This is a genomic window from Bacillus rhizoplanae (assembly GCF_917563915.1).
Classification (GTDB): Bacteria; Bacillota; Bacilli; order Bacillales; family Bacillaceae_G; genus Bacillus_A; species Bacillus_A rhizoplanae.
Map to the genome: position 1 here is coordinate 1 of NZ_CAKJTI010000037.1, position 20,227 is coordinate 20,227.

Consider the following 20,227-nt stretch of genomic DNA (forward strand, 5'->3'; position numbering starts at 1 on the left):
ATGTCGTTGGTCAAGAAACCATGCAAACAGATGTAGAGGAGATAGATGTCGTTGGTCAAGAAACCATGCAAACAGATGTAGAGGAGATAGATGTCGTTGGTCAAGAAACCATGCAAACAGATGTAGAGGAGATAGATGTCGTTGGTCAAGAAACCATGCAAACAGATGTAGAGGAGATAGATGTCGTTGGTCAAGAAACCATGCAAACAGATGTAGAGGAGATAGATGTCGTTGATCAACATAACACGCACGCGAATGTAGCAGAAGAGAATCAATCAAAACAAAATGATGAACGATTTGTAGAATCTTCAAGTGACACGTGGCATAATAAATCGTTTAAAAATATGAATAACGAAGAAAAAATTTATTATTTGCTGAATCGTCCGCATTATATACCAAAGGTGAAATGTATGGTGAAAACGGATAAAGCTTCTTATGTAGGGGTTATTTCTTCTTATGAAAATAGGATGCTTCAAATAATGGCACCAAACCAAATGGGGAATTTTAGTTTAGATATAGAAAAGGTCGTATCGATTCGCATAATGGGACTATAATGCGGAAAAGGTGGTAGGATTCCTACCACCTCAATAGTTTTTTGGTTTACACATTATACGCCTGCAACGTGTACGTCGCGTAAGCATTGAATTCCACAGAAACAATTTAAATCAACAGTTACAACAGCAGGTGTTGCTTGTAGTGTAGCGGTAGGGGTGTTTAAGAAATAAGAAATTGGATTTTGACCAGGTGGTACACCCGGTACTTCTAATACACGTAATACTGCACAGCATTCATCTACGCTTTCTACGCGAAGAATGGAAGATGAAACTTCTGAATCAGTAGAAGGAATATATGCACCGAATGCAACCCCTTGACCGTTATATAACACAAATGGGCGAGTGTTTGCGAGTCTAGAGCCTTGATGTGCACCAAGGAATGGAACATCACATCCTGTTGGGCATGTGCCTGTTGCACAATCTTGTAATTCATTGATGAAGTTTACAACATCACATACGCAATTGATGCGTAAATTCTTTTTGTCATCATTGTTACCCATTCTTTTCACTCCTTATCATAAGTTTTGATTACACTATTAGAATATTGAATGCGGGGTAAATCTGTTACTGCTCTCAAGTTGTTTTTTTTTTTAGATAAGCCTTTATTTAGAGGACAAGAAAAGGGGATGAGGAGCTTGCTTTTTGAGAGTTGGCTTATGTTTATTATTTTCTCATTCGCAGTATTTCGGTTAACACACCTTTTGGTCTATGATAAGATTGCCTCTTTTATACGTGCGCCTTTTGTTGACGAAATACAGATTACAGAAGAGGATGGTACTGTTTCAACGTACATGAAAATAAGAGAAACGGGCATACGTAAATTTTTTGGTGAATTGTTAAGTTGCTATTGGTGTACAGGAATATGGGCGAGCGCTCTATTGCTTTTGTGTTATGAATGGATTCCTAAAGTAGCAGAGCCAATTATTTTGTTGTTAGCAGTTGCTGGGGTTGCAGCAATTATTGAGACGATTGTGAGTCGATGGATGGGGAATTGAGAAATGACGGAACGAAACAAAAGGGTTGTTCATATAATAAAGAGAGCGTTAAAAAATAGAGGAGATGTTTGCCATGGCGAATTATCAGCAACCTAATCCATACAATAATCTTCAATATTGGTACAAAATGCAGCAACAGCAACAAGGGCAGCTGAATCAGCAGCAACTAGAACAACTAGGATATATGAAGAAACAAGGTTGTAACTGTAGCGGAAATAAAAAGAAAAATCAGTAACAATCAAAAGAGGTTTAGGGGATGAAAAAATCCCACTGATGGAAGTTTCATTTTATGAAAAATAAAATGAAAAATACCTTGTTTTATCTTCTTTGTAAGGAAAAACAAGGTATTTTTTGTTTTGCAGGATGATTGTATTTCAGAAAGTTTCAGGTAGTAGCGTTTCAGGCAGAAATCATTTAATTTGTTATTTTGTTTTTTTGTAAGTCATCCCTTGTCAAAAATAAAAACCTAGAAACATCAAGTTTCTTCCCTCTAAAAAATTGCGGAGAAGAAATGTACAATTCTTCTTTTGCTCGCGTAATAGCAACGTATGCTAAGCGCCGTTCTTCCTCTAATGCTTCCGAAGTATCAGTGACGCGATCGTTTGCGTCTTTTAAGGAGGAAGAATGCGGTAATATCCCATCGCTTGCACCGAGTAAGAAAACACATGGAAATTCAAGGCCCTTGGCGTTATGAATAGACATAAGCGATACAGCATCTTGCTGCGCTCGTGTTTTTAATGTTTCCATTTCTTTTTGATTTTGAATAGCTGTGTTTATAAATTCTAAGTACGCTGGAATATCCGAAAAGCGATTTGCAGATTCAATGAGTTCTTCAAGCATTTCTTCTTGTATTTCTTTTTGCATTGTAAAGGAAGAGCGGTCATTGCTTTGCAGATATTCTAAATATTGTCCTTTTCCTTTAATGATTTCTTGTAATGCTTTTTTCGGTTCGAGCTCTTTAATAAATTTTAGAAAATCAATACGATCATTAATTTTCTTTACTTGGAACGGCTTTAAATTTGGATTAAGTAAAAGAAAATGTAAAAGGGAAGGGAAGCGACCTTCACCGTATTTCCATTGTTCTCGTTCAATAAATGATATACATTCATCACGTCCAATATACATCGTTGGCAAAATGCTTGCGAGTGATTCTAAGCGAAACGGTTCAAAGGCTAACCGTAACTGATCTAATACAGGTTTAATGAGCGAGTGTTCATAAAACGATTGGCTTGCCCCGTATTTGACAAACGGAATTTTATGAATCGTAAGCTGATCGAGTAAGGAACGGCTTACAGAATGCGTTCGGTATAACAAACAAAAGTCTGTATAGTTTCGCTCACCACTTGCCACTTTATCTTGAATAAGTTGTAAAGTTTGATTCGCTTCATCTAATGTTGTTGCTGGCCTTGAATAAAATGGCTGTATTCCTTCTTCGTGAACGGTGTACAATTCTTTGTTAAATCGTTCTTGATTCAGCTTAATGACCTCATTACCAAGTCCTACAATGTATGGATTGGAGCGATAGTTTGTATTTAAAGTAATAATGGTTGTATCATCAAATTCCTTTGGGAAAGAAAGGATAATTTGATGACTAGCTCCGCGCCAGCCGTAGATCGCTTGATCATCGTCCCCTGCGATAAATAAGTTGTTTTGCGGTGCTGCTAATAGTTTCACAATTTCATACTGGGCGTACGATGTATCTTGAAATTCATCCACTTCAATATATTGAAAGCGACCTTGTAGTTGTGTTAATAATGCGGCATTGTTTTCTAGCAAATAAAACGTTTCAAGTAAAATATCATCAAAGTCTAGATAGCGATGACTTTGCTTTACATCTTCATAGCGTTGATATACTTCTTGAAATTCACGTTCAACAGGTGTTTTTGCTTGTACATCTTTCGGTCTATTTAATTTATTTTTTTCAAGTGAAATCATTGCTAGCATACTTTCTGCATCATAGTCATCTTTTAAACGAAGTTCTTTTAAAATTTTCTTTACGATAATTTGTTTATGCTTTTCATTTGCCAAAATTTGTTGGTTGTATCCTTGGCTGCGAAGTAATTTTAAGAAAACAGAGTGGAACGTTCCGGCAACAAGATATTGGCTCGCTGCGGGTGTCATACCAGGTAATGTTGCTACACGGCTTCGGATTTCTTCTGCAGCTTTTTGGGTAAACGTAAGCAATAAAATGTTACGCGGGTGAATGCCTTTTACATTGACTAAATAGCCAACGCGTGTTGTCAAGACAGACGTTTTTCCGCTGCCAGCACCAGCTAATGTGAGAACGGGTCCTTCTGTCTGACGAACAGCTTCTAATTGTTTTTCATTTAAATATATTCCTTGTTTTTCAAGAGCGCGAAAATAGGTAACATCCGCATCATTTTGCTGAATTAATTCGGTAGATGTTTTAGGAATATGATAAGTTGCGCGAGGTATATTCGAATGTGTTAATGATTTTTGCGAAAAATTTTCCTTAGTCATAATTTCACCTTCAATAAGTAGCATCAACTTATAACTTTATCGGAAGATAGGGGAAATGGCAATGTAAAAAAGTGAGACATTAATGTTGTTGAATTTGGATTATATAAATACAAATTGAAAAACCGACATGAAAACCCCTTTCTTTTTAGATGGGTGAGAGGATCTGGCCGTGCATAGAAGCGGTCAGCCTCTTTTCCTGCCCCGTGCAACGGTAAAACGTGTAGGTCACTTGTTTTCTGCATAGCAGCGACTTATATGTTGAAAAATCATATGTGATGAGAGCGTGCGTAAACGCAAGATGATTGTAGAAATTATAAAAAGAAGCGCTAAGCAAGCGCTTCTTTTTATAGTTTTTTTATCATCACAACATGTGGAATGTCAGCCTCCATAAACACATCAGAAATTGTTTCATATCCAAGCTTATTATAAAACGGCTCAGCATGTGTTTGAGCATGAAGCTTTAGTTTTGGAAGAGCTTCTTCTTTCGCAAGAGTTTCTAACGCATTCATAATGATTTTTCCAGCACCTTTTTGACGATGGGAAGATAGGACACAAACACGTTCCATTTTTCCTATGCCGTCAACGATACGAAAACGACCAGCACCAACTGGAACATCTTCGTCGTATAAAACAACATGTTTTGCGACATGTTCATATTCATCGTATTCTTCTTCAGACGAAACATTTTGCTCGTCCACAAATACTTGTTTGCGAACGGAGAATGCATCTTTTAGCTCTTCTTCATTTTGTACGAATTTTGCTTGCAACTTATTACTGCTCCTTTCCTAAATGGAACGTTTCATATACTGTCCATGTCTCATTTTCTAGTTGATATACTAAATGGAAACGGTCAATTGGTTGCTCATAATAAAAATCTTTCATTCTTAAGCGTCCTAAAACATCAGCATGTTCAGCATCTGATAATTGTTGTCCAATTGTAAGGTGTGGCACAAAAGCATATTCGCGACCTTGTGTGAATATACCGCTATGCATTTCTTCATTTAGAAATGTTAATTCTGGTGTTTTTTCCACTTTAAAGTAAATGACATTATTTACAGGTGCAAACGAGCTCACTTTTCCAACATGTAGTGTAAACGTGTTTGTTTTGCTTGCAATTGTATGCAGCTCTGTTACAATAGCGCCTAGCTGTTCATCGGCCACTTCAAAAGGTGCCTTTAATGTAATGTGCGGTGGAACTAATGCATAATGTGGATCGTAACGCTTACGCAGACCGTTTGCTTTATCTTGAATCATTTTTGATGGAAAAATTACAATACCTAGTTTCATCTCTAAATTCCTCCCTTTGTCTGAACGTAAAATGTTTTGTAAAAAAAAACTCTTCTTTATTATATCAGATGATTCTGAAAAATACTGTGTATTATTTCATTGATAGCATATGAGAAAATGCATGTGGCAAGTTTTTTTGCCAATATTTCCATGTATGATTACCATTGAACTCTTCGTAATAGGTTGTAAATCCCTTTTCTGTGAGAAGAGCATGTAATTCTCGGTTTGGTGCTACAAAATCAGAAATATTGCCATCTGTTGTTTTTACATTTGTTTCTTCTGTACCGATAATATGGTATAAATCTAACGTTTGTGGTTGAGTAAATGTTTTGGCACGTTCTAGCACAGATTCATTAACGAATGGTGATTGCATAATCACTTTACCGAATGTATGCGGATACATAAGAGCTGTCATAAATGAAACTGTACCACCTAAAGAATCCCCAATTAAAACGCGTCCTTTCCCCATTTGATACGTTGGGTACTTCTCATCTAAATATGGAACAAGTTCATGAGCTAAAAAGCGAATGTACATGTCATTTTGCGATCCGTTTGGATGATATTTTTCTTTTCGGTCGTGTACATCTTTATATGGAATACCAACAATAATAGTTCGATCAACTTCTTCTGTTTCACGAAGTGTTTCTAAAACGCGATGTGCTTTACCTAGCTGAAAATAATCTTTTCCATCTTGTGCAATAACAATGGTGTGCTTATGAAGCGGTGTGAAATTTACTGGTAAATAAACGAGAAGCGAAATTTCCTCTTGTAATGATTTACTGTAAAATGTAAGTTCTTCAATTTTCCCTACTGTTTGTGTCATCGTGTAATCTCCCCTAATTCAAAAGTTACTACAATTTTATTTTAGCATAAGAATGAGAAGAATCTAAAAAATTAGTATTCAGTAATAGAAGAAAGGGCTATAATGAAGTGAGAATTTTGCATAGATAAGGAGATGACATATGAAGCAACCAAAATCAATTGCACTGCCGTTAGCGATTTCGATTATTACGATTTCATTTGCGGCTATTTTTGTAAAAATGTCTACAGCACCATCTTCTATTTTAAGTATGTATCGGCTATGGATTGTTGTGCTTATTATGTTTCCTATTGTTTGGAAGAAGAGAGAGGAATTTACGAGAATTCAAAAGAAGGACTGGGGATTTTTAATTGGATCTGGTTTCTTTTTAGCACTGCATTTCCTTCTGTGGTTTGCATCGTTAAAATTTACAACCGTTGCAAGTTCTACAATTATTTTAGCACTGCAGCCGCTTGTATCTCTCGTAGGAGGGTTTTTCCTATTTAAAGAAAGAACAACACTCGCTGCACTTGCGACAATGGGAATCGCGATTATTGGTGTAGGGTGTATTGGATGGGGAGACTTAGGACTAAGTAGGGAAGCTATCTTAGGTGATATACTATCATTTTTAAGTGTGATTGCAGTGGTTGGATATTTGTTCATTGGGCAAACAACAGTGAAAAAAGTATCCCACTGGATATATAGTTTTACTGTCTTTGCATTTGCAGCTTTATTTTTAAGTGTTTATAACATGATGCTACAAATTCCATTTACAGGTTATTCATCATGGGACTGGACTGTATTTTTCTTACTTGCAACTGTACCAACTGTATCTCAAATGATTCATAACTGGCTATTAAATTATGTGAATGCGACGACAATATCTATGAGTATTTTAGGGGAGCCTGTTGGTGCAACAATTCTTGCTTTCTTCTTACTAGGTGAAAAATTAAATGTAATGCAAGTGATAGGAAGTCTGCTTGTATTATGCGGTGTATCTATATTTTTACTGCAACAGCAAAAAAGCGTATATAAAGAGCAAGTAGAAGGTGCGGTTTATACGCAAAAGACGTAGTTATTATTGTACATTGAACAGAAGTGAAACTCCCGCTATTGGAAGTTTCACTTTATTTTGGTTGTGTCATATACGACTGAACGTGGACGGTACATAGGTCACGGAATTTTCCTTCTGCAGTTGTGACAATAATAATAGCTCGTCCAGCTTGTTTTCCTGTTACAGTTACTTTATGCTTTGCGGTATTAAGCTCTACAATGTGAGGATTCATGCACGTCCAAATTAGCTCTTGGTTACTTGCTAGAGAAGGAAGGACAGCTGCTGTGAGTTCTGCACGTTGTCCAATTTTTAGTTTTAATTTAGCTTTGTTTAGTTGTACGCCGATGACCGGCACAACAGAAGGAACAAGTTTAATATGAGGTGTATCTGTTTGTGTTTTAGCATATGAAGAAGTTGTAAAGTGTTTTTGTAGGCGAAATGATGATAACATGTGAACGGTCTCCCTTCTGTATAATGTCTTTGGTTATACTATACATAAAAAATGTTAGGATTAATTTAAGATAATATAAAGAATTTGTTAATTTACAGAAAATTCAGTATGTAAGCGAGAAAAAATAATCCCTGCTTCTATATAATAGAGGCGGGGATTATTTTTTCTGAGATTAAGAAGCTATTTTTTCAAATTCTTCAAAGTCTTTTTGAACGTTTTCTGCTGGCTTTGTTAACAAGCTTACAACGATAATAGCAAGTAAGCTAGCAGCGAAACCAGGAATCATTTCATATAACATATCTTTTAAAAATTCAAATTGTGTCCACGTAATAACAGTTGTTGCCCCGGCAATCATGCCAGCAAGAGCACCCCATTTCGTCATTCGCTTCCAGTATAAGCTTAATAAAATAACTGGTCCAAAGGAAGAACCAAAACCTGCCCAAGCGTAACCAACAAGTGATAAAATTGTGTCATTTTGTTTAAAGGCAAGTCCACTTGAAATTAATGCTATGACAAGAACAGCCATACGCCCTACAAAAACAAGTTCGCGATCCGTTGCAGAACGGCGGAAGAATGTTCGGTATAAATCTTCTGTGACAGCACTTGATGTAACAAGAAGCTGTGAAGAAATTGTACTCATAATTGCTGCTAAAATGGCAGCTAATAAAAAGCCGGTAATGAGCGGGTGGAATAAAATATTTCCAAGCTCAAGGAAAATCGTTTCTGGATCTGCTAATTTTTCACCGATGTTAGCGTAATAAGCAATCCCAATTAGTCCAGTAAACATTGCGCCGACGATAGAGAAAATCATCCAGCTCATTCCGATACGGCGAGCACTTTTTAATTCTTTTACAGATGAAATCGCCATAAAGCGAACGATAATATGAGGTTGTCCAGCATAACCAAGACCCCAAGCGAATAAGGAAATAATGCCGAGTACAGAAGTACCTTTAAAAATATTTAATAAGTTTGGGTCGATAGATTGAATTGTATGAAATGCTGGTCCAAGACCATTTACATGCATAATTGTTACAATTGGAACTAAAACGAGTGCGACAACCATAATAATCCCTTGCACGAAGTCTGTCCAACTTACAGCTAAGAACCCGCCAAATAACGTATAAGCTACAACAACAGCGGCAACGATGAAAAGTCCCATATGATAGTCCATTCCAAATGTATTATGGAATAGAACAGCACCTGAAACTAATCCCGAAGCTACATAAAATGTAAAGAAAATCATAATAACAAGTCCGGAAACAAGGCGTAGCATATGAGATTTATCATGAAAGCGATGTTCTAAAAATTCTGGAATTGTAATTGAGTTGTTTGCAAGTTCAGAGTAGGTACGTAAGCGAGGAGCGACGTATAGCCAGTTTGCATAAGCGCCGAGTGTTAAGCCGATCGCAATCCAACTGCTGCTTAGACCTGTTGCAAACATAGCACCGGGTAACCCCATTAATAGCCAGCCGCTCATATCAGCAGCGCCTGCACTTAGTGCTGTTACTGCGGGACCTAATGTACGCCCGCCAAGCATATAATCTGTTAAGTTTGATGTTCGTTTGTAGGCAATGTAGCCAATTACTAACATCCCGATCATATAGATCGAAATTGAAATTAAAATTTGTGTATTCATGTTAGTCCCCTTCCCTAAGTAGTATCTTTTGATGTATTGCATAAATATAATCTAACATGATTATGCGCAAAAATCCACACGCAAATAAGAATTTTCAGAAATGTAAGTGTTTTTTTGAGGTTTTTTATTTTTGTGATATAAAATCTTCTGACAATAAACAGCTGTTTTTATAGAGTATTTATTATTTTTACATAAAGATGAGATGTTTTGTCAATATAATATTTAACGTATAGATAAAAAAAATTTCGGAAAGTATTGACTTCTAAAAAAAGAAAAGCATATAATGAGTTCAAATTTAAAAACGTAAGCGTTGATGAAGAAGAGTACATATTACGGACATGGCAGAGAGCTGATGGTTGGTGTGAATCAGTATGAAAGTAATATGGAATGGGCTTCGGAGCTTCCAAACCGAAACGAAAGAAGTAGGCTTTGGCGAAAAGATCTCATCGTTACAAGAGACACGTATTGTATTTCGATACGGAAAAGTGCGTTACTTTTGTAACGAATTAAGGTGGCACCACGGGAGTACCCGTCCTTTTTATAGGATGAGTACTCCCTTTTTGTATAGAAAAAAATGAATATAATAAATCGATGAGTAAGAAGAGTACGTACATTGGAGACGTTCCAGAGAGCCGGGGGTAGGTGAGAGCCCGGTGCGGTGCCAAGTACGGAATGGGCTTACGAGAGGTATGCTGAACTATAAGTAGGCAACCCGGGTTCCGCCGTTACAAGGATTGGGTATAATATTGTACCTGAAGAAGCGGGATGCTTTGCATCCAACAAGAGGTGGTACCGCGGTAAAATTATCGTCCTCTGCATATTTCCATATGCAGGGGACTTTTTTATTTTGAATAGAGAGGTGACAGTCATGATAACGAAAGAACAATTTATGATGCGACAACAACAAGGGGAAACCTTTCTTGTTATTCAAGAAGAAGAAGGCGATAGTTTGACACCGATTGCTTTATATCGCCGTATGAAAGGTGAGAAAAAATTTTTACTCGAAAGCTCGCAGCTTCATCAAGATAAAGGACGTTATTCTTATTTAGGGTGTAATCCTTATGGAGAAATTAAAAGTATTGGCAAGGAAGTAGAGATTACGATAAATGGTGTGACTGAAAAGGGAAACGGAAACGTATTAAAGGAACTGGAAAGAGTACTTGCACCAAGTAAAGTTGAGAGTCCATTTCCGTTTTGCGGAGGAGCAGTTGGTTATATTGGTTATGATGTCATTCGGCAATATGAAGATATTGGAGAAATGTTGTCTGACCCATTAAATATTCCAGAAGTGCATGTGCTACTTTATCGTATGTTTGTTGTGTATGATCATCTACGACAAAAGCTATCGTTTGTATATGTGTACCAAGGCGATGATATGGACTCGTATGAAGAAGTTTATGAGCAGCTGCAAGCATATAAACAGGAATTGTTATATGAATCAGAAGAACATGTGAAAGAGCTGTATGCTTCTTTAACATTTACATCTTCTGTAACAGAAGAAAGGTTTTACGAAATGGTTGAACAGGCAAAGGAACATATTCGGGCAGGGGATATTTTTCAAGTTGTGTTATCGCAGCGTTTGCAAAGTGATTTTGTAGGAAATCCATTTGCGTTATATCGCCGGCTTCGCACCGCGAATCCATCTCCTTATATGTTTTATATTGATTTTCAAGATTATGTTGTACTCGGTTCTTCACCGGAAAGCTTACTTTCTGTACGAGATGAAAAGGTCATGACGAATCCAATTGCAGGAACAAGGCCACGCGGAAAAACGAAAGAAGAGGATGAAAAGATAGCACAAGAGTTGCTTGCAAACGAGAAGGAGCGAGCGGAGCATATGATGCTTGTAGATTTAGGGCGTAATGATATTGGACGGGTGAGTGAGGTTGGTTCAGTTCAATTAGATAAATATATGAAAATCGAGAAATATTCACATGTGATGCATATTGTATCTGAAGTTTCCGGAACATTGCGAAAAAATATGAACTGCTTTGATGCGTTAGCGTATTGCTTGCCAGCAGGAACTGTATCAGGAGCTCCAAAAATTAGGGCAATGGAAATTATCAATGAATTAGAAACAGAAAAACGAAATGTGTATGCCGGAGCAGTTGGCTATATTTCTTTCTCGGGGAATATGGATATGGCACTTGCGATACGAACGATGGTTGTAAAAGATGAGAAAGCATATGTACAGGCAGGGGCTGGTATTGTGTATGATTCGAATCCTGTAGCCGAATATGAAGAAACATTAAATAAAGCAAAAGCGCTCTTGGAGGTAATGAAATGATAGTCCTCATTGATAATTATGATTCATTCACATATAACTTGTATCAATTGTTAGGTTCCAGCACAGAGAACATCGTTGTACTACGTAATGATAAAGTGACGATCAAAGAATTGGAGGAAATGAAGCCGCAAGCAATTATTCTTTCTCCAGGACCTGGAAGACCAGAAGATGCGGGAATCTGTATGAAAGTGATTCAATATTTTTATAAAACAGTTCCGATTCTTGGTATTTGCCTTGGGCATCAAGCAATTGTTGCTGCTTTCGGCGGAGAAATTGTTCAGGCAGAGCAGATTAAACATGGGAAAACGTCACTCGTGAAACATAATGGTACATCGATATTTTCATATGTAAAACAGCCGCTGACAGTGATGCGTTATCATTCACTCGTAGCAGAGCAGCATACTCTTCCTAATTGTTTTGATGTATTAGCTACAGCGATGGATGACGGAGAAATAATGGCAGTTCGTCATAACTATTATCCGCTTTTCGGATTACAGTTTCATCCGGAATCAATTGCAACTGAAGAAGGCGGAAAATTAATACAGGCATTTTTATCTAATGTGAAAGAGGTGGAGAGAGTATGAATCGCTATCTTCGAAAATTAGTAGAGAGGCAGAATTTAACGGAACATGAAATGTATGAAGCAGGGATTGCGCTATTAAGCGAGGATATTTTAGAGAGTGAAATTGCTGCTTTTTTAGCATTGTTAAAAGCAAAGGGAGAAACGGCGGATGAAATATATGGTCTTGTTCGAGCTCTTCGTGAAAAAGCATTGCCATTTTCTAATCATATTGTAGGTGCGATGGACAATTGCGGAACGGGCGGAGATGGTGCACAAACATTTAATGTGAGTACAACATCAGCCTTCGTGCTTGCTGGTGCCGGTGTAAAAGTTGCGAAACATGGCAACCGTGCTGTTTCTAGTAAAACGGGAAGTGCGGATTTATTAGAGGAACTCGGTGTCAATATTGCATGTACGCCAAAGCAAATTGATTATTTGTTAGAGAAAGTCGGGATTGCCTTTCTATTTGCACCGGCGATGCATCCAGCACTGCGCCGCATTATGAAAGTAAGAAAAGAATTAAATGTTCCAACAATCTTTAATTTGATTGGACCACTTACAAATCCAATTCACTTAGAAACACAGTTCGTTGGTATTTATAAACGAGAGATGTTACTTCCAGTAGCAAAGGTACTGCAAAAGCTTGGCAGAAAACAAGCAATTGTTGTAAATGGGAGTGGATTTTTAGATGAAGCATCTTTGCAAGGAGAGAATCACGCAGCACTTTTAAAAGATAACAAGATTATCGAAGTAAGTATTTCCCCAGAAGAGTATGGATTTTCACGTGTGAAAAACGAAGCCATTAGAGGCGGAAATGCAAAGGAAAATGCCAATATTACATTAAACGTCTTGCGCGGAGAAGGTAGCGTATATCGTGATACAGTGTTATTCAATGCAGGGCTTGCTCTTTTTGCAAACGGAAAAGCAGGAACAATTGAAGATTGCATTCGCTTAGCGGCTCATAGTATTGATTCTGGAAAGGCGTTAGAGAAATTAAATCTATTAATTGCTGCAAGTAATAAAAAGTTAGAGAGGGTGAACTAAATGGAAACCATTTTAACGAAAATTATCGAGCAAAAAAAGAAAGAAGTAGACGTGTTATATGAAACGTATACACCAGTGAAGGAAACTCGTACATCCTATTCTCTTGTAGAAGCGCTGCAGCAATTTACTGTGATTGCAGAAATAAAACGCGCCTCACCGTCTAAGGGGGATATCAACTTACATGTTGATGTTGCCAAACAAGCACAGATCTATGAAACAAGCGGTGCTGGAGCAATTTCTGTTTTAACAGATAGTCAATTTTTTAAGGGCTCCTTTTACGATTTGGAAACGGTTAGAACACAAAGCAACCTTCCGTTATTATGTAAAGATTTTATGATTGATAAAATTCAAATCGACCGGGCATATGAAGCGGGAGCTAACCTGATTTTACTCATTGTTGCTGCATTAACAAAGGAAAAATTATTCGAGTTGTATGCGTATGTAAAGGAGCTCGGCTTAGAAGCAATTGTAGAGATTCATAATGAAGAGGAGTTAGAAACAGCATTAGAGCTAAATCCTGACGTCATCGGAGTAAATAACCGGAATTTGAAAACATTTAAAGTTGATTTAAGTACAACGGAAAAGCTCGGGAAACGGTTAAATGAACAAAACGTACTTTGGATTAGTGAGAGCGGTATTCATATGAAAGAAGATATTATACGTGTCAAGAAAGCTGGTGCAAAAGGAATTCTTGTTGGAGAAGCGTTCATGACAGCACCGTCTGTCGGAGAGTTTTTTCAGTCACTGAAGGTGACGATATGAAAGTGAAAATTTGCGGTATTACCGACATCGAAACAGCAAAAGCCGCCTGTGAATACGGTGCAGATGCCATTGGATTTGTGTTTGCGAAAAGTAAGCGGGAAATTACGCCAGAGCAGGCGAAACAAATTATTGAAGAGCTTCCGGCGAGTGTGATGAAAGTTGGCGTTTTTGTAAATGAGTCAATCGAAGTGATCCAGAAGATTGTAACGTATTGTGGTTTAACACATGTACAACTGCATGGGGATGAAGAAAATCATCATATTAAAAGATTGAACATTCCGTCTATAAAAGCGGTTGGTGTAAGTTCGAGAGAAGATATAGAACGAGCAGAAGAATATGAAACTGATTTTATATTATTTGATAGTCCAAAAGAAAAGTTTCATGGTGGAAATGGCAAAACATTTTCATGGGAGTTATTACGGTTAAATACAATTGAAAAAAAATGTATATTAGCTGGTGGATTACATCTTGAAAATATTACAAAAGCCATTGAAATGGTTCAGCCATATATGGTTGACGTGAGCAGCGGTGTAGAAACAAATGGCAAAAAAGATATCAAGAAAATAAAAAAATTTATAATAAAAGCGAAGGAGTGTTACAGATGAAATATGCATATCCAGATGAAAAAGGTCATTACGGTATTTATGGAGGACGTTACGTCCCAGAAACGTTAATGCAGTCTGTTTTAGAGTTAGAAGCAGCATATAAAGAAGCAATGCAAGATGAAGCATTTGGGCAAGAGTTAGAGCACTATTTACAAACATATGTCGGGAGAGAAACACCTCTGTATTTTGCAGAAAATCTTACGAAGTATTGCGGCGGAGCAAAAATTTATTTAAAGCGAGAAGATTTAAATCATACAGGAGCTCATAAAATTAACAACACAATTGGGCAGGCGCTTCTTGCAGTGCGAATGGGTAAGAAAAAAGTTGTAGCTGAAACTGGTGCGGGTCAGCACGGAGTAGCAACAGCAACTGTATGTGCCCTGCTTGGTTTAGAATGCGTTATTTTCATGGGAGAAGAGGATGTGAAACGTCAAAAATTAAATGTATTTCGGATGGAACTATTAGGTGCGAAAGTTGAAAGCGTCGCAGCAGGAAGCGGGACGTTAAAAGATGCAGTAAATGAGGCACTTCGCTACTGGGTCGCACATGTACATGATACGCATTATGTGATGGGATCTGTCCTTGGACCGCATCCGTTTCCGCAAATAGTACGTGATTTTCAAAGTGTGATTGGTAAGGAAACGAAGAAGCAATATGCAGAGTTAGAGGGGAAATTACCGGAAGCAGTTGTAGCTTGTATTGGCGGCGGCAGTAATGCGATGGGAATGTTCTATCCATTTGTACAAAATGAAGAAGTTGCTCTTTACGGCGTAGAAGCAGCAGGTAAAGGGATTCATACAGAGAAGCATGCGGCAACATTAACGAAAGGAAGCGTTGGTGTCCTGCACGGATCTATGATGTATCTTCTGCAAAATGAAGAAGGACAAATTCAAGAGGCCCATTCAATTTCAGCAGGGCTTGATTACCCAGGAGTTGGTCCAGAACATAGCTTATTAAAAGATATTGGCCGTGTATCTTATCATTCGATAACAGATGAAGAAGCGCTGCATGCTTTTCAGTTGTTAACGAAAAAAGAAGGGATTATTCCAGCATTAGAGAGCTCACATGCTGTGGCGTATGCACTCAAACTAGCACCAACTATGAAAAAAGATGAGGGACTTGTTATTTGTTTGTCTGGGCGCGGGGATAAAGATGTTGAAAGTATAAAACGTTATATGGAAGAGGTGTGAATGATGGGAGTAGAAAGAATTACTGCAGCATTTCAAAATGGGAAAAAAGCATTCATCCCGTACGTAATGGGGGGAGATGGCGATTTACAAGAACAAATTCGTTTTTTAGATGAAGCCGGGGCAAGCATTGTTGAAATTGGCATTCCTTTTTCTGATCCAGTTGCAGATGGACCGACCATTCAAAGGGCAGGAAAACGAGCGCTAGAAAACGGAACAACGCTTGAAGGAATCTTCCAAGCACTTGCGGAAGTAAGGCAAGAAGTGCAAATTCCGTTTGTATTAATGACATATTTCAATCCGATTTTAGCGTTCGGGAAAGAACGTTTTATCGGGCGATGCATGGAAGCAGGTGTTGATGGGATTATTGTTCCAGATCTTCCGTATGAAGAACAAGATATAATTGCACCAATGCTGCGCGAGGCACAGATTGCTCTTATTCCGCTTGTAACAGTAACGAGTCCAATTGAACGAATTGAAAAGATTACAAGCGAATCACAAGGATTTGTATATGCTGTTACAGTAGCAGGTGTAACTGGAGTACGACGTGATTTCGAGCAAGAATTGCATACCTACTTAGAAAAGGTAAAAGCGCATGTTCAGCTTCCTGTTGTTGCAGGATTTGGCATATCAACAACGGAGCAAATAGAAGAAATGATTAAAGTATGCGATGGAGTTGTGGTCGGAAGTAAAGTGATTGAACTGTTAGAAAATGAAAAGCAAGATGAAATTCGTGAGCTCATTGCCGCGGTGAAATAAAGTGAAACTTCCGTCAGTGGGGGTCTTACTGCCCGTTAATGCGGGATAGAAGGGAGAGGCTGCCTATTTAGGTAGCCTCTTTGGGGTGTATTCATGTCGAATGTTGTAGAAGCGCCGATATGTTGTGTCGAATGGTCGATATATTGTAAAAAGCGCCGATATATGAAGCAAATATTATTTTATGGAGAACTGTCATGGAATTAATTGAAAATTCTATCTCCTGTTATATAATGGATACAATTGTATCTTCCAAGAAATGAGATGATTGTATGGCGGTATTGCTGGCTCTTATTCCGATTGTAATGATTTTTATTTGTTTATTTGTATTCAAGCAAACATCGCTTAAAGCTTCGTTAATTTCCTATGTTGTATGCAGCGGAATCGTTTTACTATCACCGATGTTTCGCTTGCGAATGGGGGAAGTTGTTCATGCAACGATTAAGGGCGGTTTAATTTGTTTTATCGTCGGATATGTTTTATTTTTCGGTATTTTTTTATTTCACCTTATGAATAAAATGGGGTATATCAATCAAGTTGCTCGCTTTATGGAACATGTTACACATGATCGTTTATTGCAAATGCTCCTCATGTGTTTTGGAATTTGTCCTCTTATTGAATCGGTAAGCGGCTTTGGAATTGGTTTTATGGTGGCTGCTCCTATTTTTATTTCACTTGGTTATAAGCCGTTTCAAGCAGTTTTACTTTCGTTTATCGGTTTATTAGCAAGCTCATGGGGAGCGATGGCAACTGGAACAATTATTGGATCAGGGCTTATCGGTATGCCTTTAGTACAACTTGGATCTGGTACAGCGCTATTAAGTATCCCGATATTTGCGTATTTTATCATGCTTTCTTTATATATAGTTGGTGGCTGGTCTGCAGTCGCACAAAAATGGAAAGAAGCAACGGGATTTTTTCTATTATTCTCGCTATCTATTTATTTGTCTAATGCATATGTGAGCGTTGAATTAGCTGGGATTTTAAGTGCAATTGTAACGATAACATTTGGGTTTATCATTATTAAAATGACAGCAAAACAACAGAGGGAAATGTGCTCGGAACATGCGGCCACCCAGCAGCAAGAAGTTTCCATTGTAAAAATAATCAGTCCGTATTTATTTTTAACAGTATGTATATTACTCTCTCGCTTAATTCCATCATTTCAGCATATGTTGCAATCATATGCTGTTATTAACCTACCATCATACTCTTACAAACTTGAATTATTGTATTCACCAGGGTTCTGGCTTGGACTTACGTGTTTATTTACCATTATTTTCTTCCGTATTCCTTCTATTATAATAAGGCAGTCATTGTTGCAAACAGTGAAACAATGGATACCATTTGCGATTACAACGACAATGTTTATTGCCATTTCAGAATTAATGGGAGCATCAGGTATGCATACGTTATTAGCAGAAGCAGCTGGTCATACATTTGGAATGATGTTTGTCTTCGTTGCACCATTTATCGGTGGTATTGGTGGTTTTTTAACAGGAAGTAACGCCGGGTCGAACGCGATGTTTATTAAATTACAAATGCAGACAGCACAAAATGTGGGACTTCCGTGGCAATTTGTCACAACAGTGCAAAATACAAGTTCTTCTTTTGCAACAATTGCTTGTCCATCGCGAATTACGCTTGGTGCGTATTTATGTAACATTCCATTTCGGGAAAATGAATTATTGAAGAAGACGACGCTTATGATTTTTGGAGCTGTGTTGATTGTGCTGGGGGAGGTTTTGGTGTGGCATTTGATTATGTAAAGAAACATTTCTCTTGTAGGAGAAGTGTTTTTGTTTGTAGAAATATATAACTTCGTAGATTAAAGAAGAAAGAGTGAGAATGGAATGAGTATAAGCTTGCGAGAGATCACGAATGAGAATTGGATAGAATGTATATTCTTAACTACAAACAAAGAAGATAAACATTTCATTTGTGAAGAGTTTGTTGCTTCAAATGCTTTATCATTAGCGCAGTCGAAAGTTCAAAAAGGTTGGATTACGAAGACGATATACAATGATGAAACAATGGTTGGATTTACAATGTATGGATATTGTGAACAGCATAACTTTTTTGAAATATGCAGACTCATGATAGATCATAAACACCAAGGAAAAGGGTATGGGAAAACGGCGTTATTACAGGTAATAGAAGAGATGAGAAAAGATGCTGATTGTAATGAAATTTTTCTATCTTTTGCACCGAAAAATCTAGTTGCAAAGCAACTGTATGAAGATATTGGATTTAAAGATACAGGAAGAATGATTGAGGGGGAATGTTTGTATAAATTCCTATTAAAAAAAGTGCACAATGTTAATGATGAATGCAAAAAATGACTGATAAATGAAGAATATGGGAAATGTAAACGATAGATGATGAGAAGGAGTGATATGGTGAGGTACGTTATTATAGGCGGAGATGCAGCTGGAATGAGCGCAGCAATGCAAATTGTCCGTAATGACCAAGAAGCAAGTGTAATAACTTTAGAAAAAGGCGAGATATATTCGTATGCGCAGTGTGGCCTTCCTTATGCGATTAGCGGGGTTATTGCTTCTACTGAAAAACTAATTGCTAGGGACGTTGATACATTTCGGAACAAATACCACATTGATGCCAAAATTTATCATGAAGTTACACGTATAGATCCATCAAGTAAAAAAGTGCACGGTATACATACGCAAACGTTACAACCATTTGAATATGAATATGACCGTTTATTAATTGCAACGGGAGTGCAGCCGATTATGCCAGACTGGAGAGGGAGTAAATTACAAGGGGTTCATTTATTAAAAACGATTCCGGATGCAAAGCGAATTATGGAGACACTTCATAATCAGAAAGTTGAACATGTTACTATAATTGGCGGCGGAGCAATTGGTCTTGAAATGGCAGAAACATTTGTTGAACTCGGTAAAAAAGTACGTATGATTGAAAGAAATCAACATGTGGGTACTGTTTTCGACGAGGATATGGCCGCATATATTCATGAAGAAGCAAAAAAACATAACATTGAAATACTTACAAATGAAAACGTAAAATCGTTTCAAGGAAAAGTGCATGTTGAATCTGTGGAAACAGATCGAGGAACATACAAAACAGATCTTGTTTTAGTATCAGTTGGAGTCAAACCGAACACTGATTTTCTAGAAGGAACAGAGATAATCAAAAACCAAAAAGGCGCTATCCAAGTTAACGCTTATATGCAAACAAATATAGAGGACATTTATGCGGCAGGAGACTGTGCTACGCAGTATCATATTATAAAAGAAAAACATGATCATATTCCGCTTGGAACAACGGCAAATAAACAAGGACGAATTGCAGGACTGAACATGGTTAATAAACGAAGAGCGTTTAAAGGGATTGTCGGGACAGCGATTATGAAATTTATAGATATAACATTAGGACGAACAGGTTTGAATGAAAAAGAAGCGAAACAATTACAAATACCATATGAAATTGTAAAAATTGATGCGACAAACATAGCGGGGTATTATCCAAGTAAGAAACCACTGCACATGAAATTATTGTATCGAACAGACACAAAGCAGTTGTTAGGCGGACAAATTATAGGGGAGCAGGGCGTGGATAAAAGAGTAGATGTACTTGCGATGGCACTGTTCCATAAAATGTCGATTCATGATTTAGAAGACGTGGACTTAAGTTACTCTCCTCCTTACAACAGTGTGTGGGATCCGTTGCAGCAGGCAGCAAGAAGGGGAGAATAAAGCATCTCTTTTTTCAAGAGATGCTTTATTTAG

Annotated in this window: 21 protein-coding genes and 2 other annotated features; of the genes, 14 read left to right on the forward strand and 7 right to left on the reverse strand. The window is 37.6% G+C overall.

Translation table 11 applies throughout. From position 1 onward, the window contains the following. A partial coding sequence (locus tag LRP84_RS19955) for a CotO family spore coat protein (RefSeq protein ID WP_230576680.1) occupies positions 1-554 on the forward strand: 554 nt, incomplete at its 5' end. Between the two features lie 53 nt (positions 555-607). Here the strand turns inward: LRP84_RS19955 and LRP84_RS19960 are convergent. After that, positions 608-1,054, reverse strand: a complete 447-nt coding sequence (locus LRP84_RS19960; protein WP_230576681.1) for a CotY/CotZ family spore coat protein — start codon at positions 1,052-1,054, stop codon at positions 608-610. 135 nt (positions 1,055-1,189) lie between these two features. Between LRP84_RS19960 and LRP84_RS19965 the strand changes: the two genes are divergently transcribed. Beyond that, entirely contained in the window at positions 1,190-1,549 is a 360-nt protein-coding gene (locus tag LRP84_RS19965) for a DUF1360 domain-containing protein (RefSeq protein WP_230576682.1), read from the forward strand. Positions 1,550-1,622: 73 nt separating this feature from the next. After that, positions 1,623-1,784, forward strand: a complete 162-nt coding sequence (locus LRP84_RS19970; protein WP_230576683.1) for a cytochrome C oxidase subunit III — start codon at positions 1,623-1,625, stop codon at positions 1,782-1,784. A gap of 179 nt (positions 1,785-1,963) precedes the next feature. Here the strand turns inward: LRP84_RS19970 and LRP84_RS19975 are convergent, their stop codons facing one another. From LRP84_RS19975 to LRP84_RS19990, 4 genes are all read right to left on the reverse strand, one after another. Continuing rightward, the gene (locus tag LRP84_RS19975) at positions 1,964-4,030 is read right to left on the reverse strand and encodes an ATP-dependent helicase (protein WP_230576684.1); all 2,067 of its coding nucleotides are present in this window, start codon (positions 4,028-4,030) and stop codon (positions 1,964-1,966) included. 344 nt (positions 4,031-4,374) lie between these two features. Continuing rightward, positions 4,375-4,797: a GNAT family N-acetyltransferase gene (locus LRP84_RS19980; RefSeq protein ID WP_230576685.1), complete on the reverse strand. Its 423-nt coding sequence runs from the start codon at positions 4,795-4,797 to the stop codon at positions 4,375-4,377. Between the two features lie 4 nt (positions 4,798-4,801). Beyond that, on the reverse strand, positions 4,802-5,317 hold the full coding sequence (locus tag LRP84_RS19985) for a YjcG family protein (RefSeq protein WP_230576686.1): 516 nt from the start codon (positions 5,315-5,317) through the stop codon (positions 4,802-4,804). A 91-nt stretch (positions 5,318-5,408) separates the two neighbouring features. Next, positions 5,409-6,140 (reverse strand): alpha/beta hydrolase, encoded by a 732-nt coding sequence (locus LRP84_RS19990; protein ID WP_230576687.1) that lies wholly within the window; start codon positions 6,138-6,140, stop codon positions 5,409-5,411. A gap of 139 nt (positions 6,141-6,279) precedes the next feature. Between LRP84_RS19990 and LRP84_RS19995 the strand changes: the two genes are divergently transcribed. Beyond that, positions 6,280-7,191: a DMT family transporter gene (locus LRP84_RS19995; protein ID WP_230576688.1), complete on the forward strand. Its 912-nt coding sequence runs from the start codon at positions 6,280-6,282 to the stop codon at positions 7,189-7,191. A gap of 52 nt (positions 7,192-7,243) precedes the next feature. Here LRP84_RS19995 and LRP84_RS20000 read toward each other — a convergent pair whose 3' ends face one another. Next, positions 7,244-7,621, reverse strand: a complete 378-nt coding sequence (locus LRP84_RS20000) for an Ig-like domain-containing protein (RefSeq protein WP_230576689.1) — start codon at positions 7,619-7,621, stop codon at positions 7,244-7,246. Between the two features lie 172 nt (positions 7,622-7,793). Next, positions 7,794-9,257, reverse strand: a complete 1,464-nt coding sequence (putP, locus tag LRP84_RS20005) for a sodium/proline symporter PutP (RefSeq protein ID WP_230576690.1) — start codon at positions 9,255-9,257, stop codon at positions 7,794-7,796. A gap of 301 nt (positions 9,258-9,558) precedes the next feature. Beyond that, positions 9,559-9,797: a binding site (T-box leader), on the forward strand. Between the two features lie 42 nt (positions 9,798-9,839). Then, positions 9,840-10,074: a binding site (T-box leader), on the forward strand. Between the two features lie 51 nt (positions 10,075-10,125). Here putP and trpE point away from each other — a divergent pair. From trpE to LRP84_RS20055, 10 genes are all read left to right on the forward strand, one after another. Next, complete coding sequence (gene trpE / locus LRP84_RS20010) at positions 10,126-11,544, forward strand: anthranilate synthase component I (protein ID WP_230576691.1); 1,419 nt, start codon at positions 10,126-10,128, stop codon at positions 11,542-11,544. Further along, positions 11,541-12,128 carry an anthranilate synthase component II gene (locus tag LRP84_RS20015; protein ID WP_230576692.1) on the forward strand — a complete coding sequence of 196 codons (588 nt, stop codon included), beginning with the start codon at positions 11,541-11,543 and terminating at the stop codon, positions 12,126-12,128. The genes trpE and LRP84_RS20015 overlap by 4 nt, the downstream gene beginning before the upstream one ends. Then, entirely contained in the window at positions 12,125-13,150 is a 1,026-nt protein-coding gene (gene trpD, locus LRP84_RS20020; protein WP_230576693.1) for an anthranilate phosphoribosyltransferase, read from the forward strand. The genes LRP84_RS20015 and trpD overlap by 4 nt, the downstream gene beginning before the upstream one ends. Next, positions 13,151-13,912, forward strand: coding sequence for an indole-3-glycerol phosphate synthase TrpC (trpC, locus tag LRP84_RS20025; protein WP_230576694.1), 762 nt, complete (start codon positions 13,151-13,153; stop codon positions 13,910-13,912). It begins immediately after the preceding gene. Beyond that, entirely contained in the window at positions 13,909-14,517 is a 609-nt protein-coding gene (locus tag LRP84_RS20030; protein ID WP_230576695.1) for a phosphoribosylanthranilate isomerase, read from the forward strand. Before trpC ends, LRP84_RS20030 begins: the two co-directional genes overlap by 4 nt. Then, entirely contained in the window at positions 14,514-15,707 is a 1,194-nt protein-coding gene (trpB, locus tag LRP84_RS20035) for a tryptophan synthase subunit beta (protein WP_230576696.1), read from the forward strand. The genes LRP84_RS20030 and trpB overlap by 4 nt, the downstream gene beginning before the upstream one ends. A gap of 3 nt (positions 15,708-15,710) precedes the next feature. After that, positions 15,711-16,463 carry a tryptophan synthase subunit alpha gene (trpA, locus tag LRP84_RS20040; RefSeq protein ID WP_230576697.1) on the forward strand — a complete coding sequence of 251 codons (753 nt, stop codon included), beginning with the start codon at positions 15,711-15,713 and terminating at the stop codon, positions 16,461-16,463. A gap of 269 nt (positions 16,464-16,732) precedes the next feature. Continuing rightward, the gene (locus LRP84_RS20045) at positions 16,733-18,229 is read left to right on the forward strand and encodes an L-lactate permease (protein ID WP_230576698.1); all 1,497 of its coding nucleotides are present in this window, start codon (positions 16,733-16,735) and stop codon (positions 18,227-18,229) included. Between the two features lie 84 nt (positions 18,230-18,313). Beyond that, complete coding sequence (locus tag LRP84_RS20050; protein WP_230576699.1) at positions 18,314-18,802, forward strand: GNAT family N-acetyltransferase; 489 nt, start codon at positions 18,314-18,316, stop codon at positions 18,800-18,802. A gap of 57 nt (positions 18,803-18,859) precedes the next feature. Beyond that, on the forward strand, positions 18,860-20,194 hold the full coding sequence (locus LRP84_RS20055) for an FAD-dependent oxidoreductase (RefSeq protein ID WP_230576705.1): 1,335 nt from the start codon (positions 18,860-18,862) through the stop codon (positions 20,192-20,194). Positions 20,195-20,227: the final 33 nt, after the last annotated feature.

Bases quoted from the DNA above. Each gene is read 5' to 3' on its own strand.
- LRP84_RS19960 (WP_230576681.1), bottom strand. From the start codon at position 1,054: ATGGGTAACAATGATGACAAAAAGAATTTACGCATCAATTGCGTATGT.
- LRP84_RS19970 (WP_230576683.1), top strand. From the start codon at position 1,623: ATGGCGAATTATCAGCAACCTAATCCATACAATAATCTTCAATATTGG.
- LRP84_RS19975 (WP_230576684.1), bottom strand. From the start codon at position 4,030: ATGACTAAGGAAAATTTTTCGCAAAAATCATTAACACATTCGAATATA.
- LRP84_RS19985 (WP_230576686.1), bottom strand. From the start codon at position 5,317: ATGAAACTAGGTATTGTAATTTTTCCATCAAAAATGATTCAAGATAAA.
- LRP84_RS19990 (WP_230576687.1), bottom strand. From the start codon at position 6,140: ATGACACAAACAGTAGGGAAAATTGAAGAACTTACATTTTACAGTAAA.
- LRP84_RS19995 (WP_230576688.1), top strand. From the start codon at position 6,280: ATGAAGCAACCAAAATCAATTGCACTGCCGTTAGCGATTTCGATTATT.
- LRP84_RS20000 (WP_230576689.1), bottom strand. From the start codon at position 7,621: ATGTTATCATCATTTCGCCTACAAAAACACTTTACAACTTCTTCATAT.
- putP (WP_230576690.1), bottom strand. From the start codon at position 9,257: ATGAATACACAAATTTTAATTTCAATTTCGATCTATATGATCGGGATG.
- trpE (WP_230576691.1), top strand. From the start codon at position 10,126: ATGATAACGAAAGAACAATTTATGATGCGACAACAACAAGGGGAAACC.
- LRP84_RS20015 (WP_230576692.1), top strand. From the start codon at position 11,541: ATGATAGTCCTCATTGATAATTATGATTCATTCACATATAACTTGTAT.
- trpD (WP_230576693.1), top strand. From the start codon at position 12,125: ATGAATCGCTATCTTCGAAAATTAGTAGAGAGGCAGAATTTAACGGAA.
- trpC (WP_230576694.1), top strand. From the start codon at position 13,151: ATGGAAACCATTTTAACGAAAATTATCGAGCAAAAAAAGAAAGAAGTA.
- LRP84_RS20030 (WP_230576695.1), top strand. From the start codon at position 13,909: ATGAAAGTGAAAATTTGCGGTATTACCGACATCGAAACAGCAAAAGCC.
- trpB (WP_230576696.1), top strand. From the start codon at position 14,514: ATGAAATATGCATATCCAGATGAAAAAGGTCATTACGGTATTTATGGA.
- trpA (WP_230576697.1), top strand. From the start codon at position 15,711: ATGGGAGTAGAAAGAATTACTGCAGCATTTCAAAATGGGAAAAAAGCA.
- LRP84_RS20045 (WP_230576698.1), top strand. From the start codon at position 16,733: ATGGCGGTATTGCTGGCTCTTATTCCGATTGTAATGATTTTTATTTGT.
- LRP84_RS20050 (WP_230576699.1), top strand. From the start codon at position 18,314: ATGAGTATAAGCTTGCGAGAGATCACGAATGAGAATTGGATAGAATGT.